General features: G+C 75.2%; 13 protein-coding genes and 1 tRNA gene. 8 read left to right on the plus strand and 6 right to left on the minus strand.

The window, feature by feature from the left end:
- Positions 1-109 precede the first annotated feature (109 nt).
- Complete coding sequence (locus ADEH_RS07995) at positions 110-1,573, plus strand: DUF6600 domain-containing protein (RefSeq protein ID WP_011420604.1); 1,464 nt, start codon at positions 110-112, stop codon at positions 1,571-1,573.
- Between the two features lie 76 nt (positions 1,574-1,649).
- Here the strand turns inward: ADEH_RS07995 and ADEH_RS08000 are convergent, their stop codons facing one another.
- On the minus strand, positions 1,650-3,179 hold the full coding sequence (locus ADEH_RS08000) for an Hsp70 family protein (RefSeq protein WP_011420605.1): 1,530 nt from the start codon (positions 3,177-3,179) through the stop codon (positions 1,650-1,652).
- A 137-nt stretch (positions 3,180-3,316) separates the two neighbouring features.
- On the opposite strand from ADEH_RS08000, the gene ADEH_RS08005 reads away from it, so the two are divergent.
- Positions 3,317-5,578, plus strand: coding sequence for a PrkA family serine protein kinase (locus tag ADEH_RS08005; RefSeq protein WP_011420606.1), 2,262 nt, complete (start codon positions 3,317-3,319; stop codon positions 5,576-5,578).
- A gap of 84 nt (positions 5,579-5,662) precedes the next feature.
- The gene (locus tag ADEH_RS08010; RefSeq protein WP_011420607.1) at positions 5,663-6,511 is read left to right on the plus strand and encodes a S1 family peptidase; all 849 of its coding nucleotides are present in this window, start codon (positions 5,663-5,665) and stop codon (positions 6,509-6,511) included.
- Between the two features lie 16 nt (positions 6,512-6,527).
- Here ADEH_RS08010 and ADEH_RS08015 read toward each other — a convergent pair whose 3' ends face one another.
- Complete coding sequence (locus ADEH_RS08015; RefSeq protein ID WP_041453415.1) at positions 6,528-7,157, minus strand: hypothetical protein; 630 nt, start codon at positions 7,155-7,157, stop codon at positions 6,528-6,530.
- Positions 7,158-7,233: 76 nt separating this feature from the next.
- Between ADEH_RS08015 and ADEH_RS08020 the strand changes: the two genes are divergently transcribed.
- Positions 7,234-7,728 (plus strand): deoxycytidylate deaminase, encoded by a 495-nt coding sequence (locus tag ADEH_RS08020; protein WP_011420608.1) that lies wholly within the window; start codon positions 7,234-7,236, stop codon positions 7,726-7,728.
- Here the strand turns inward: ADEH_RS08020 and ADEH_RS08025 are convergent.
- Positions 7,706-9,001, minus strand: coding sequence for a CapA family protein (locus ADEH_RS08025; protein WP_232287452.1), 1,296 nt, complete (start codon positions 8,999-9,001; stop codon positions 7,706-7,708). The two genes, ADEH_RS08020 and ADEH_RS08025, sit on opposite strands and share 23 nt — an antisense overlap.
- A 323-nt stretch (positions 9,002-9,324) precedes the next feature.
- Between ADEH_RS08025 and ADEH_RS08030 the strand changes: the two genes are divergently transcribed.
- Positions 9,325-10,197 carry a histidine kinase dimerization/phospho-acceptor domain-containing protein gene (locus ADEH_RS08030; RefSeq protein ID WP_232287453.1) on the plus strand — a complete coding sequence of 291 codons (873 nt, stop codon included), beginning with the start codon at positions 9,325-9,327 and terminating at the stop codon, positions 10,195-10,197.
- Complete coding sequence (locus ADEH_RS08035; RefSeq protein WP_011420611.1) at positions 10,194-11,597, plus strand: sigma-54-dependent transcriptional regulator; 1,404 nt, start codon at positions 10,194-10,196, stop codon at positions 11,595-11,597. Before ADEH_RS08030 ends, ADEH_RS08035 begins: the two co-directional genes overlap by 4 nt.
- 3 nt (positions 11,598-11,600) lie before the next feature.
- Here the strand turns inward: ADEH_RS08035 and ADEH_RS08040 are convergent, their stop codons facing one another.
- Entirely contained in the window at positions 11,601-12,902 is a 1,302-nt protein-coding gene (locus tag ADEH_RS08040) for a diguanylate cyclase (RefSeq protein WP_041453417.1), read from the minus strand.
- 275 nt (positions 12,903-13,177) lie between these two features.
- On the opposite strand from ADEH_RS08040, the gene uxx1 reads away from it, so the two are divergent.
- The gene (gene uxx1 / locus ADEH_RS08045; protein ID WP_011420613.1) at positions 13,178-13,393 is read left to right on the plus strand and encodes a UXX-star selenoprotein family 1; all 216 of its coding nucleotides are present in this window, start codon (positions 13,178-13,180) and stop codon (positions 13,391-13,393) included.
- An 88-nt stretch (positions 13,394-13,481) separates the two neighbouring features.
- Here the strand turns inward: uxx1 and ADEH_RS08050 are convergent, their stop codons facing one another.
- Together ADEH_RS08050 and ADEH_RS08055 are read right to left on the minus strand one after the other, a co-directional pair.
- Positions 13,482-14,207, minus strand: a complete 726-nt coding sequence (locus ADEH_RS08050) for a tetratricopeptide repeat protein (RefSeq protein WP_011420614.1) — start codon at positions 14,205-14,207, stop codon at positions 13,482-13,484.
- A 100-nt stretch (positions 14,208-14,307) separates the two neighbouring features.
- Positions 14,308-14,391, minus strand: a tRNA-Leu gene (locus ADEH_RS08055).
- A 125-nt stretch (positions 14,392-14,516) separates the two neighbouring features.
- On the opposite strand from ADEH_RS08055, the gene ADEH_RS08060 reads away from it, so the two are divergent.
- The gene (locus tag ADEH_RS08060) at positions 14,517-14,879 is read left to right on the plus strand and encodes a hypothetical protein (RefSeq protein WP_041453418.1); all 363 of its coding nucleotides are present in this window, start codon (positions 14,517-14,519) and stop codon (positions 14,877-14,879) included.
- The last annotated feature ends 9 nt before the right edge of the window (positions 14,880-14,888 follow it).

A 14,888-nucleotide genomic window follows, 5' to 3' on the forward strand; every position in this document is an offset into this window, starting at 1 on the left:
TCAGCAGGGAGGAATTGCGCGGCACCCGCCTTGCTTGTAGGACGGGTGAAGGCTCAGGGGCGATCGCCCGTACAGCCAGCAGAAGCCATCGCATCGCCAGGAGGCTGCCATGCTCCGCCGCACCCTCACCCTCGTCGCCCTCGCGACCCTCGCCGCGCCGGCCCTGCCGCGCGCCGACGACCGGGAGTGGGAAGAGGACTACACCGACCGGTGGTCGGACGAGCGTCCCGCCGACTACGACGTCTCGGTCGATCTGAACTCGGGCGCCGCCGTGAACTTCGACACGTTCCAGGGCGCGCTCTCGCCTTACGGCGAGTGGGTCGTGGTGGGCGGCTACGGGCGCGTCTGGCGGCCGTACGTCGCCGCCGGCTGGCGGCCTTACTACTACGGCCGCTGGGAGTGGACCAGCGAGGGCTGGCTCTGGGTCTCCGACGAGCCGTTCGGCTGGGCCGCGTACCACTACGGCCGCTGGACCTGGGACCCGAGCTACGGCTGGGTCTGGATCCCCGGCTACCAGTGGGCGCCGGCGTGGGTCGCGTGGCGTTACTCGGGCGACGTGGTCGGCTGGGCGCCGCTCGGGCCGGGCGTGTCGATCTACGTGTCGAGCTATCCGTTCGTGGACGCCTGGTGGACGTTCGTGCCCTGCGGCAGCTTCGTCTCGTACCCGGTGTACCGGGTGGCCTACGCGCCGCGCTACACGCGCCAGTACTTCTACGCCACCGCGCCGGCGCCGCCGGTGGGCGGCGGGCGCGCGGTGCCCGGGCGGCCCGGCGGCGCGCGCCCGGCCCCCGGCCGGCCGGCGTGGGGCGGCCCGGCGCGCGGCGCGATCGAGCAGCGCGTCGGCAGGCCCATCACGCCGGTGCGCGTCGTCGCGGCGCCCGCGCCCGGCCCGGCCCGCGCGCGGCCCGGCGAGGTCTCCATCTACCGGCCCGATGCGCGGCCCGCGCCCGGCGCGCGGTCCGACGGCGGCCGGGTCGCCCCCGGCAGCGCGCCCACCCGCGGCGACGGCCGCGGCGCGCCGGGGCTCGCGCCGCCCTCGCGCGGCGAGACCCGAGGCGCCCCGGGCTACGCGCCGCCGTCCGGCGGCGGGACCCGCAGCGCCCCAGGGAACGCGCCCAGCCGCGGCGCCCCCGGCTACGCGCCGCCCCGCGGCGGCGGCCCGTCCGCGGCGCCGCCGGCACGCGGCCCGTCCGCGGCCCCTCCCGCGCGCGGCGGCCGCGCGCCGGACGCGGGCCCGCGCGGCGAGGTGCCTCGCGCCGCGCCCGGCTACGCGCGCCAGGATCGCGGCGGCGACCCCTGGAGCGCCGGCGGGTCGTACGGCTCCCCTGGCGTCCCGGCCCGCAGCGCCCCGGCGTACTCCGCGCCCCCGGCGCGCAGCGCGCCGTCGTACGGGGCGCCGTCGGCCCGCAGCGCGCCTTCGTACGCGGCCCCGGCAGCCCGCAGCGCGCCGGCCTACTCCGCGCCCGCGCACCCCGCACCGGTCCGCGCGGCCCCGCCCGCGGCGTCGCACGGCGGCGGCGGGCGCGCGGCCCCGGCCCCGCACGGCGGGGGCAGGGGCGCCGACCGGCGCTAGCCGGAGGGAGCCTCGCGTCCTCGCGGCCCCCGGCGCGCTCCGCGCCCGGGGGCCGCGCCGTCTCCGCGCGCCGCGCTCAGCTCGAGGTGACGCGCACGGTGGTGCGCATCTGCCGGCCGGTGTCGAGGTCGCGGGCGCTCATGGAGAGGATCCCCTCGACGTTCACCTCGAAGACGATCTCCAGCCGCACCTCGCCGGCGCGGCAGGGCCGGACGCCGCTGAACGTGAACTCGCCCAGCAGCTCGTTCTGCGCGGTGAGCCCGTGGTCGCCCTGGAAGATCCGCACCACCAGCTCGCGCTGCCCGTCCACCGCGTTCGTCGCCGCGATCGTCCGCGCGTTCGGGATCGAGGCGTTGCGCGGGAAGACCACGTGCATCGTCCCGCCCGCCTGCTCGATGCCGATCGCCATCGGGATCACGTCGAGGAGCTGGATGCGCAGGTCGGAGGTCTCGCGCAGCGACCACCCGTACAGCGCCGCGCCGATCGCGACCGCCTCGTCGGGGTGGACGCCCTTCGACGGCGGGCGGCCGAAGTAGCGGGTGAGCCGGTCCTGGATGATGGGCATGCGCGTCTGCCCGCCCACCAGCATCACCTCGTCGATGTCGGCCGCGCCGACGCCCGCGTCCACCATCACCCCGGCCATGATCTCGATCGACCGGTCCACCAGGTGATGCGTGAGCGCCTCGAGCAGCGTCCGGTCGAAGCGCAGGTCCATGTTGAGCGGCTGGCCCTGCGCTGTCATGGTGATGAACGGGATCGAGAACGGCGCCTCGGAGCGGGCCGAGAGGTCGATCTTGGTCCGCTCGGCCAGGTCCTTGATCCGCTGCATCGCCACCGGGTCCGACGAGAGGTCGATGCCGTGCTTGCGGCGGAAGTCGTCGAGCACGTGCCCGATCACCGCGTTGTCGAAGTCCAGGCCGCCCAGGAAGATGTCGCCGCCGGTGGCCTTCACCTCGAAGACGCGGTCGCGGATCTCGATGATGGAGACGTCGAACGTGCCGCCGCCGAGGTCGTACACCAGCACCCGCTGGTCCAGCCGCTTCCCGATGCCGTAGGCGAGCGCGGCGGCGGTCGGCTCGTTGATGATCCGCACCACCTCCAGGTCCACCAGCGTGCCCGCCTCCTTCACCGCCTGGCGCTGGCGGTCGGTGAAGTACGCCGGCACGGTCACCACCGCGCGCTTCACCGGGATGCCCAGGTGATCGGAGGCGACGTCGCGGATCTTGCCGAGGATCTTCGCGCTCACCTCGGGCACGTGGTAGCTGCGGCCGTGGCAGTCGAGCGCCACGTCGTTCAGGTCGCCGGCGTGCACCCGGTACTGCACCGAGCGCTGCACCGACTCGACCACGTCGTCCTTGGGCGCGCGCCCGATCAGGCGCTTGGTGGCGTAGAGCGTGTTGCGCGGGTTGAGCTGCCACTGGCGCTTGGCCTCGTGGCCGATCAGCTCGTGGCCCTTGTCGTCGATCGCGAAGATCGACGGGATGGTGTACTCGCCGCCCTTGTACGGGATGAGCTTCACCTGGCCGTCGCCGACGGCCAGCGCGGCGCACGAGTTCGTGGTGCCGAGGTCGATCCCGATGATGACGTCGCTGGGCAGCCGCTCCATGGGTGCCGGAGGGTACTACGGAGGGGACCCAGCGTGGAGTGGCCCGCCGTCCGGGCATGCACACACGCGCCCGCATGGACGGCCGTTGGCGCGGCGGTCGCCCCGTGCGACGGTTAGGAACCGCTGGGAGGCCACCCATGGAGGCGCAGCGCTGGCTGGCGAACGTCGGGTCGGGCGTGAAGGGCGCGTTCGTGGCGAACCGCTCGATCCTGTCCTACCCGGAGTACCTGCAGGCCTTCCTCGAGGCGCCGCGGGCCCACGCGCGCTCGGCCGCCCAGTACCTGCGCGACGTGCTCGACCACTTCGGGTCCGAGGAGCGCGACACGCCCGTCGGGCGGGTCCGCCGCTTCGCGCTGTTCGACCTGCCGTTCGACGCGGACGGCCGGCAGCACCGCGTCGCCGGGCAGGAGGAGGTCCAGGCCGCCATCTACCGCGCGCTCGGCGCGTTCGTCCGCAGCGGCCGGGTGAACAAGCTGGTGCTGCTGCACGGACCGAACGGCTCGGCGAAGTCGTCCATCGTCTCGGCGCTGATCCGCGGGATGGAGGCGTACTCGCGCACGCCCGAGGGGACGCTGTACCGGTTCCACTGGGTGTTCCCGAGCGGCCGCGCCGTGCGCGGCGGGGGCCTCGGGTTCGGCGGCGGGCGCGGCGACGAGCCGGAGCTGGCCAGCTTCGCGCACCTGGAGGGCGACGCGCTCGACGCGCGGCTCTCCTGCCCGATGAAGGACCATCCGCTCCTGCTGGTGCCCCGCGCCGAGCGGCGGGCGCTGCTCGAGGAGCGCTGCCGGCCGAGCGCGCGCGAGGGGGCCGGTGAGCGCGACTTCGTGCTCTCCGACTACCTGCTCGAGGGCGAGGTCTGCCAGTACTGCCGGCAGGTCCACGACGCGCTGCTGGCCGCGTACCGCGGCGACTGGCTGAAGGTGCTGCGGCACGTGCAGGTGGAGCGCCTCTACGTGTCGGCGCGGTACCAGCAGGCGGCGGTCACGCTCGAGCCGCAGCTGTCGGTGGACGCCGGCTACCGGCAGGTGACGGTGGACCGGAGCGCCGCCGCGCTGCCGCCCGCGCTGCACGCGCTGACGCTGCTCGAGCCGGCCGGCCCGCTCGTGGCCGGCAACCGCGGCCTGGTGGAGTACTCGGATCTCCTGAAGCGCCCGCCGGAGGCGTTCAAGTACCTGCTCGGCATGGCGGAGACGGGCCGGGTCGCGCTCGACCAGGTCCTGCTGCAGCTCGACGCGGTGCTCATCGCGAGCGCGAACGAGAAGCAGCTCTCCGCGTTCAAGGAGTCGCCGGACTTCGCCTCGTACAAGGGGCGCCTGGAGCTGGTGCGCGTGCCCTACCTCCGCCGCGCGTCGGTGGAGCGCGAGGTGTACGACCAGCAGATCACCTCGGCGGCGGTGGGCCGCCACGTCGCCCCGCACGCCACCGAGGTGGCGGCGCGCTGGGCGGTGCTGACCCGGCTGAAGCGGCCGCTCCCGGAGCGCTACGAGGGCGAGCTGCGCAGCATGGTGGAGGAGCTCGCGCCGCTCGAGAAGCTGCGCCTGTACGACGCCGGCGCGGCGCCGGACCGGCTCTCGCTCGCGCAGGGCAAGGTGCTGCGCAAGCACGCGCCCGACCTCTACCGCGAGTCCGAGTCGTACCCGAACTACGAGGGGCGCATGGGCGCCTCGGCGCGCGAGCTCAAGACCGCGCTGCTGAACGCGGCCCAGTCGCCCGCCACCCGCTGCCTCACGCCGCGGGCGGTGCTGGAGGAGCTGCGGGCGATCTGCCGCGAGCGCACGGTGCACGACTTCCTCGCCCAGGAGGTCGTGGACGGCTACCACGACCACGAGGCGTTCGTGCGCGTGGTCGAGGCGGAGGTGCTCGACGCCATCGACGAGGAGATCCGCGACTCGATGGGCCTCGTCTCCGAGGGCCAGTACCGCGAGCTGTTCGGGCGCTACGTGGCGCTCGTCTCGCACTGGGTGCGGGACGAGAAGATCCGCAACCCCGTCACCGGCGAGTACGCGCCGGCCGACGAGGGGCGCATGGTCGAGCTGGAGAAGGTCGTCATGCCGGAGGGCGAGAACCGCACCGCGTTCCGGCGCGGCCTCATCGCGGCGGTGGGCGCGTACCGCCTCGACCACCCGGACGCGGCCGAGATCGACTACGTGGCCATCTTCCCGGACCTGTTCCGGCGCCTGCGCGAGCACACGTACGAGGAGCGCCGGCGGGAGCTGGGGCGGGCGACCGAGAGCCTGCTCCGCTACCTCTCCGACGAGCGGGCCTCGCTCGACGAGCGGGCGCGCCGGCAGGTCGAGCGCACGCTCGCCACCCTGCGCGAGCGCCACGGCTACTGCGACGAGTGCGCGCGCGACGCGATCCTGTTCCTGACGCGCCGCCGCTACGAGGCCGCCGCCTGACGGGCGGGCGGGCGCACGCCGCCGCCGGGCGGTCGGCCCGCACGCCGAGGGAATTGCCTCTTCGGGTCGGCCGTTTCGAATTTCGTGCCCCGCTATCGACTCCTGTCCAGCCTTGGCGGCGCGGCCCTGGTCGCCGGCCTCTTCCTCCTCGCCTCCCCGCTGCTGGGGCTCTCGTCTCCGCGCGCCGGCAACCCGCGCGCGGAGACCGTGCACAAGGTCTTCCCCTCGGCGGTCCGCCTCCAGATCGTCGCCGGCGAGAACGTGGTGCGGAGCGCCTCCGGCATCGCGTTCGCCCACGAGGGCGGCCGCAGCTACGTGCTCACGAACGCGCACGTGGTCGAGCCGGCCCGGGAGTGGCCGGAGGGCGCGGAGCTGCGCGTGCTCCCCTCCGACGGCTCCGCCGCCGTGGCCGCGAAGGTGGTCGCGCGCGGGCGCGTGCCCGAGGCCGACCTGGCCGTCCTCGAGGTGCAGGCGAGGCTGCCGGTGACGCCGCTCGCCGGCGACGACCTCCTCGAGCTCGGCGACGACCTCGTGGTGATCGGCGCGCCCTTCGGGAAGGGGCTCTCGGTGGCGGCGGGCATCGTCTCGCAGGTCGAGTACGAGCTGGCCGAGAACGCCGCGGCGCCGCGGCGCGCCCGCGCGCTCAAGACCGACGCGGCCATCGGCTACGGCAGCTCGGGCGGCGGCGTCTTCGACGTGCCGGGCGGCCGCCTCATCGGGCTCGTCGAGGGCTACCGCACCGCGCGCGTGGCGTTCGGCAAGGACGAGGAGCAGTACGCGTTCGACGTGCCCATGCCCGGCGAGACGTTCGTGGCGCCCGCGGCCAAGATCCGCCGCTTCCTGGTCGAGAAGGGGCTCGGCCGGCTCGCGCCGTCGGAGACCGTGGCCGGCGCGCAGGGACCGGTGGCGACGCCGGCGGCGAAGCAGTTCTAGCCGCGCGCGCCCCGCGTCAGCGGCCGGGACCGCCGGCGGGCGGGGCGGGAGGGCCGGGCGAGGTGCTGCCCGGGGCCGGGCCCGCGGGCGGCGCGGTGGCCGGACCGGGCGCGGTGCCCTCGCCGGCGGGAGGCGGGCCGCCGCCGCCGGGCCCGGTGCCCTGCGCCGGCGTGGACGGCGTCCGCTGCGGCCCGCGCACCGTGACCCAGTAGGCCAGGTCGTCGGCGTTCCGCCCCGCGCGGACCGACGCGCCGGGGATCACGTCGAGCACCGTGGTGAGGCCGGCGGGCCCGTACACCAGCGTGTTGCGGTCCACGGTCAGCGTGACCGGCCCGGCCGCGCCGTCGATCGTCAGGCGGTGGTGCACGCGATCCACCTCCTTCACCGTCCCGACCACCTCCTCGAGCACCGAGGCGCGCGGCAGCGGCCTGGGCGGCTTCGCGTCCTTGCCGCCCTTCGCCTTCACGCCGGCCTGGTCGCCCGCGCCGGGCTTCGGGTCGGGGATGGCGCGCGGCGGCGGGAACTGGCCGATCGGCTCGGAGGCCGGCGGGGCGGCGGGCGTCGCGGGGGGCGCCCCGGCCTGCGGGAGGGCCTCGGTGGGTGCGAGCAGGGCGGCGGCGAGCAGCGCCAGGGCAGGGCGGACCATGCGACATGGTATGCCGCGGCGGCCGCCGGGCGTCGGCCCCGTGGGGTAGGATGACCGACCGCACCAGGGAGGACGGATGGACAACCGCGTGAGCTGGGACGAGTACTTCATGAACGTGGCGCGGGTCGTCGCCACCCGCGCCACCTGCGATCGCAAGCACGTGGGCGCGGTGCTGGTGCGCGACAAGACCATCCTCTCGACCGGCTACAACGGCTCCATCCGCGGGCTGCCCCACTGCAGCGAGGCCGGCCACATGATGGAGGACGGTCACTGCGTGGCGACCGTCCACGCGGAGGCGAACGCCATCATCCAGGCCGCCAAGAACGGCGTCGCCATCGAGGGCGCCAGCATCTACACCACCGCCTCGCCCTGCTGGCCCTGCTTCAAGCTCATCGCGAACGCCGGCTGCCGCCGGATCGTGTTCGGCGAGTTCTACCGGGACGCGCGCATCTTCGAGTTCGCGCAGCGGCTCGGGATCGAGCTCGTCGAGCTGAAGGTGCCGGCGCGGCCCGACGTGCAGCCGCCGGACACCGGCGTCCCGCACCCGGTCACGGCGCGGCGGACGGAGTAGCCGTCGCGGGCGCCGCCCGGGCCGGAGCCGGCGCAGCGGGCGCGGGCGCCTCGGGGCCGGCCAGCTCGGCCGGGCCGAGCGTGCGGAGCAGGTCCTCGCCCATCACCCCGGCGACCGCGGCGCGGCGGGCGAGGTACAGCTCCTCGCGGCGGCGGAGCGCCACGTAGCGGGCCCGGTCCGCCTCGGGCAGCGGGTCGGGGAGCGCGGCCAGCTCGGCGCGCACCGAGGCCAGCGCGCGATCCACGGCCACCACGCGGATGGCCGGCCGGCGGGCGGGCTCCTTCCGCCGGTCGATCTCCACCGTGTCGTTCTCGGTCCACAGCGGCAGGAAGTCCGCCCCGGCGACCTCCACCTCCTCGACGCCGCGGCCGTAGTCGCGGCGGGCCAGGGACACGCGCAGCAGCGCGCCGTCGCGGGGGGCGGCCACCGCGTCCGGCGTGACGCCGGCGACGTAGTTGCGCGACTGGTTGGAGACGAAGTTCCCGAGCGAGTAGGCGATGACCGCGGTGCGGCCGTCCGCGCGCCGGTACAGCTCCACCGGCTGGAGCACGTGCGGGTGGTGGCCGAGCACCACCAGCGCGCCCGCGTCGGCCAGCCGGTGCGCCAGCTCCACCTCGTCGGCGCGCGGCGCCTGCTGGTACTCGACGCCCCAGTGCACCGAGACTACCACCGCGTCGGCCGCGGCGGCGGCGGCGCGCACCGCCTCCACCATGCGGGCGCGGTCCAGCTCGGCCACCTGCTCGCAGGCGGCGGCCGCGGGCGGGCAGGTGTTGCCGTCCTGGTTCAGGCCGTAGGTGTAGCCGAGGAACGCGAGCGAGAGGCCGTTGCGCTCGAGCCGCACCGGGCCCGCCGCGCGGGGCGCCGGCCCGGCGCCCACGTAGGGCAGGCCGGCGGCGCGCAGCCAGCGCAGGGTCTCCTCGAAGCCGCGGCGGCCCTGGTCCATGGCGTGGTTGTTCGCGACCGAGACCAGGTCCACGCCGGCGCGCTGCAGCGCCGCGATCACCGCGGGCGGCGCGTTGAACACGAACGCGCGCGATCCCTGCGACGCCTGCGGCGCGATGGGCGTCTCGAGGTTCGCGAACGTGAGGTCGGCGGCGCCGAGCAGGTCCGCCACCGGCGCGAACAGCCAGGCGTAGCCGCCGTCCGGCGCATCGGCGCGGCGCGCCTCGGCGGCGCGCTTCACCGCGTCGTGCATGAGCACGTCGCCCACCGCCGCGAGCGTGAGGCGGGCCTCGCTCCGGACCGGCGGCTCCACCTTCGGCGCGAGGGCCACCGCGCGGGTCGGGGAAGGCAGCGCGCCCGCGACGGGGGAGCCGGCCGGCGCGGCCGAAGGGGACGGGGCGGGCGCGGACGGGCCGGCCGCCGGCGTCCGCGCCACCGAGGCACATCCCGCGAGTAAACAGAGGGTTACGACCGGCGCGGCGCGCCGGAGGCCGACAGTCGGGGTCACGCAACCTCCGTTAGCAGGCTATCCTCCCAGCAGGCTTGAAAAAAGCGGAGTCCGTACGCATCTCACGCCCATCCCGGGCCGCGGCAAGCGAGCGTATGCACACCTACCTTTCAGCAGGCGCAGCCTTCGTCGATCCCGCCGGAACCGTGATCGCCGCCGATCCCGGGTTCCTGGCCGGCCTGGGCCTCGAGGGCGGCGACCCGACCGGCGCGCTGCGCGCCCGGGCGGAGGGCAGCCCGGCGCTGCGCGCGCTCCTGGCGGGGGAAGGTCCGCCGGTCGCGCGTCTCGAGGGGGCGGACGGCGAGGGCACGGTGGAGCTCGAGCGCATCCCGGCCAGCGCGGGGGCGCTCCTGCTCGTCCGGCCGGCGGACGGCCAGGAGTGGCTCGAGCACGCGGCGCGCTCCGACGGGCTCACCCGGATCGCCGCCGGCGTGGCGCACGACATCAAGAACCCGCTCAACGCCATGTCGCTGCAGCTGGCGTTGCTGGCGGAGAAGCTCGCGGCGTCGCCGGAGGCGAGCGGGGCCGCGGCCTCGCACCTGGGCGCGCTGCGCGACCAGGTGGTCCGGGTGAACGAGGTGCTGCGCCGCCTCGTGGACGTCGCGGATCCGTCCGCGCCGCTCGGCTACACCGACGTGGGCGCGCTGCTCGCCGACGCGGCCGCCCTGCTCGGCCACGACGCCCGCCGGCGGCGCGTCGCGCTCGCCGTGGACGCCCACCCCGGCGCGGTGCGCTCGGGCGCCGACGCCGCGCGCCTCGGGCGGCTGCTGCTCGGGACGCTCGCCCGCGCGGTGGCGACGACGCCGGAGGGCGGCCGCCTGGCCGTCCGGGCCGCCACGGAGGGGGAGTGGGCGGTGGTGCGCCTGGAGCAGCGCCCGGGTGATCCCGGGCCGGAGAGCGGGTATTACAGCGGGGTGGCCGCCGCGGCGGCGGAGGCGCTGGGCGGAAGCCTGGAAGTCATCCGCGAGGGCGGCGAGCAGCGGTCGGTGCTGCGCCTGCCGAGGAACGATCGCTCATGAGATACCGCGTCCTCATCGTGGACGACGAGACCGACAGCCGGGAGGCGCTGGCGGAGCTGTCCCAGCGCTGGGGCTACGACGTCCAGACGGCCAGCGACGGCACCGAGGCGCTCCGGCGCGCGATCGAGGGCCACCCCGACGTCATCCTCACCGACCTGGTGATGCCGAACATGGACGGCCTGTGGCTGCTGCGCGCGCTGCGCGCCGAGTTGCCCGACTGCCCGGTGGTGCTGCTCACCGGCCGCGGCACCATCCAGACCGCGGTGCAGGCGATCCGCGAGGGCGCGTTCGACTTCATCGAGAAGCCGCTGGAGGTGCCGCGGCTGCGCCTGGTGCTGGAGCGGGCGCTGGAGAAGAAGGAGACGATGCGGGAGGTGCAGCTGCTGCGCCGCCGCATCGCCGCCCTCGCCCCGGGCACCGACATGATCGGCTCGGGCCCCGCCATGCAGCGGGTCTTCGAGCTGGTGAAGAAGGTGGCCCCCTCGAACGCGAGCGTGGTGATCGCGGGGGAGAGCGGCACCGGCAAGGAGGTGGTGGCGCGCGCCATCCACAACCTCTCGCCCCGCAAGGACAAGCCGTTCGTGGCGCTGAACTGCTCGGCCATCCCGGCCACGCTCATCGAGTCCGAGCTGTTCGGCTACGAGCGCGGCGCCTTCACCGGCGCCGACCAGCGGCGGCTCGGGAACTTCGAGCTGGCGCACAACGGCACGCTGTTCCTGGACGAGATCGGCGAGCTGCCGCTCGAGCTGCAGGCCAAGTTCCTGCGCGTGCTGGAGGAGCGGAAGATCCGCCGGCTGGGCGGGCGCTCCGAGGTCGAGGTGGACGTGCGGGTGATCTGCGCCACCAACCGCGACCTGAAGGAGGAGATCCGCCGCGGCCGCTTCCGCGAGGACCTCTACTTCCGGCTGCACGTCTTCAGCATCCTGCTCCCCACGCTGAAGGAGCGGCGCGAGGACGTCCCGCTGCTGGTCCACCACTTCATCGAGAAGTTCAACGCCGAGACCGGCAAGCACGTGCAGGGCGTCTCGCCCGCGGCCCTGGCGGTCCTGCAGGGCTACGCCTGGCCGGGCAACATCCGCGAGCTCCGAAACACCGTGGAGCGGGCGATGATCCTGGTGGACGGCGAGGTGATCGGCGAGGAGCAGCTCCCGCCCGACATGCAGGCCAGCCGCCCCGAGGCGGCCACGCTGCGCGTGCCGCTGGGGCTGCCCCTCGACAAGGTCGAGAAGGAGTACATCCTCGCCTCGCTCCAGCGGAACGGCGGCAACAAGGCGCGCACCGCCGAGATCCTCGGGATCAGCGAGAAGACGCTCTACAACAAGCTGAACCGCTACGCGGCGGAGGCCCGGTCGCGCGGCGAGGCGTCCGAGGGCGATCCCGCGGCGGCCGCCAAGGCGTAGTCCTCAGCCGGCGCTGGCCGAGGCGCGCGGCTCCGGCGCCGCCAGCGACACCCGCCCGCGCCCGGCCCGCTTCGCGACGTACAGCGCCGCGTCGGCCGCGCGCACCAGCGCGTCGGCGCCGTCGTCGCCGTCCTCCTCCGGCAGGCAGGCCACGCCGAACGAGGCGCCCAGCGCCACCCGCTCCCCGGACACCTCCAGCACCGTCTCGTGCAGGCGGGTGCACACGCGCTCGGCGAACACGCGCCCCTCCTCGCCGCTGGTGTGCGGCAGCAGGATCACGAACTCGTCGCCGCCGTAGCGCGCGCCGAAGTCGGTCTCGCGCAGCTCCTCGCGGATCACCGCCGCCACCGCGGCGATGGCGCGGTCGCCGGCGGCGTGGCCCAGCTCGTCGTTGATGGGCTTCAGGTTGTCCATGTCCGCCATGACGCAGGTGAGCGGCGTGCGGTAGCGGCGGGCCCGCTTCACCTCCTCCTCCACGCGGGCGCGGAACGCGCGCAGGTTCGCGAGGCCGGTGAGCGCGTCGGTCTGGGCGAGCTCCCGCAGCGCGCTCTGCGAGCGCACCAGGCGCAGCGTCCGCTCCACCCGGGCGCGCAGCTCGCGCTCGGAGAAGGGCTTCTGCAGGTAGTCCACCGCGCCCAGGTCCAGGCTGCGCACCTTCACGGCGTCGTCGCCGCGCCCGGACACGAAGATCACCGGGATGTCGGCGGTGGCCGGGTCGTGCCGGAGGCGCTCCAGCACCTCGAAGCCGTCCAGGCGCGGCATGGCGATGTCGAGCAGCACCACGTCCGGATGCTCGGCGCGGGCGAGGTCCAGCGCCTCCTGGCCGTCCGAGGCGGAGGCGACGTCGTACTCGGGCGCCAGCACCTGCGCCAGGACCTCCCGCGCGTCGGCCTCGTCGTCGGCCACCAGCAGGAGCGGGCGCTCGCCGCGGCGGCGCGGCGCGAGGTGGGCCGCCGTGCCCTCGGGCGAGCGGGCGCGGTCCAGCTCGTCGGCGAGCTCGAGCAGGCGCCGCGCCTGCTCGGCGCGGGCGGGGCCGCCGTCGGGATCGAGGAGGCGGGCGGCGGCCCGGAGCTCGTCCGCGGCGGTGGCCACGAGCGCGTCGCGGCGCGCCGCCGACTCGGCCAGGTGGCGCTGCGCGTCGGCGAGCTCGGCCACCGCCGCGGGGAGCGCGGTGCGGAGCACGCGCGCGATCTCGCCCGGCGCGCCGCCCCCCGCGGCCGCGAGCGCGTCCACGAGGCGCGCCAGCGCGTCGGAGGCGGCGACGGTGGAGGGCGGGCCCTCGGGCTGTCCGTTCACGGAGCTCATCCGGCAACAGGGGATCCCCTTGAATCTAGGGGGGCCGGCGCCGCTCAGCAGTCGGCCTTCCGGGCAGCCTTCGGGCGCTCGCCCGCGCACCCGCCCCGCCCGAGCGCATCGGGCCCCGCCCGCCCCGGAACGTCCCCCGGCGGCCAGCCTACTGCGCGCGGCGGAGGCCGATCCATGCGCCCCCTGGAGGGGCTGCGCGGGCGTGCGCACCGCGCGCGTGGCGCGGGCCCGCGGCGCCCGGGGGAGGGCTATCCTGCGCGGAGGGAGGCGCGACGATGGCGGACGCGGTCGAGATCTACGGCAAGGACGCGTGCCCCTACACGGCGGCCGCGCGCCGGGAGTACGCGGCGCGCGGGCTCGAGGTGCGGTACTTCGACGTGAAGCGGGATCGCGCCGCGATGGCCCGCTTCCTCGAGCTCTCCGGCGGCGACCGCCGGGTCCCGCTCATCGTGGAGCGGGGGCGGGTGAGCAGCGGTTTCGGAGGGAGCTGAGGCGTGTGACGGCTCCCGGTCGGGAGCCCGGAGCGGTTGAACCCGTCGCCGGCGCGGGCCAGGCGGTCGAGCCGCCCGCCGGCGCGGTTCACCGTCCGTAGATGGCGCGTCGGCCGCCGCGGAAGCCCGGGCCGGCGAACTGCGGGGGCGGCGCCTCCAGGTGGAACTGGAACCACTGCTCCTCGTAGAGCTTGCCGAGCTTGAGCTTCTTCCCGTTCTGCAGCGCCTGCAGCGAGGACTTCAGCTTCTCGTCCGACGCGTTCGCCGCCACCGCGCGCCCCAGCACCGCGATGGCCTGCGCGTGGTCGCCCTCCTTCTCGAGGATCCAGGCCCACGCCGACCAGAGGACGCCCTCCTTCTTGCTCGCCTTCGTCGCGTCCTGGAACACCTTCTTCATGCCGTCGAGATCGCGCTTGCGGTAGAGCGCGACCGCCAGCATCCCGCGCGCGATCCAGTTGCGCGAGAAGCTCTTCTGCAGGTGGGGCAGGGCGGCGTCGAAGTCGCGGCGGAGGTAGTGGAGGATGCCGATGTTCGAGTGCAGCTGCGAGGCGACCAGGAACTGCCAGGGCGCCAGCGCGAACCCGGACTCCAGCGTCTGGATGGCCCGGTCGAACTTCTGGGCCTGCACCTCGCGCTGCATGGCGTCGAAGATCGCCTCCAGCCGCTTCCACGTCCGGCGGGCGAGCACGAGGTAGGCGGCGGTCGCGACGACCATGCCGGGCAGGATGGCGGCGGCCCAGCCGAACTCGGTGCCGAAGCGGATCGCCGCGGCGACGGCGACGCCGAGCGCCAGGCTGATGACGAGGTTCCACATTGCGGAGATCCCTGGGGATTGGGTGCCGCTACCCGATACACGCGCGCGGCCCCCCGCCGCAAGCGAAAACGGGCCGGCGGCGGGGAGCGGCGCGACGGTTTGGCCCTCCCCGGACTCGAACCGGGACGGGGGGTCGCCCCGCTCGATTTTGAGTCGAGCGCGTCTACCATTCCGCCAGAGGGCCGCGAACTGGGGGCAAGCTATCAGAAAACTGGAATTGGCGCATGACATGGCAGCTATACTGGACGCACCCCCCAGATTGAGCTCGGCGGCAAACCCGAGCAATCGATCGCCACAAGGAGAAGCAACATGGCCCGCCGTCCAGCCCAGGATTCGATCGACTCCATCGTCCGCGAGGCGATGGACGGCGTGGTTCGCCGCGCGTCGGTCGCCATCGCGCGCGCGGTGGCGGACCTCGCGGCCGCGCAGCTCTCGGAGCAGCTCGAGGTCGGCGTCGCCCGGGCCGGCCGCCGGCGTCCGCGCGCCGTGGTCGCCGCCCGCACCACGCGCCCCCGCGGCGACATCTCGCGGTGGGCGGCGGACCGCCGCGCGCGCCGCGTCCCCAACTTCGTCATCGAGCTGACCGGCTTGAAGACGAAGAAGCAGATCGTGCAGAAGTACGGCGATGGGGTGGTGTTCGAGAAGGGCAAGCCCGCGCCGAAGCCCCGGTAGCGCCGCCGC

The organism is Anaeromyxobacter dehalogenans 2CP-C, from assembly GCF_000013385.1.
Classification (GTDB): Bacteria; Myxococcota; Myxococcia; order Myxococcales; family Anaeromyxobacteraceae; genus Anaeromyxobacter; species Anaeromyxobacter dehalogenans_B.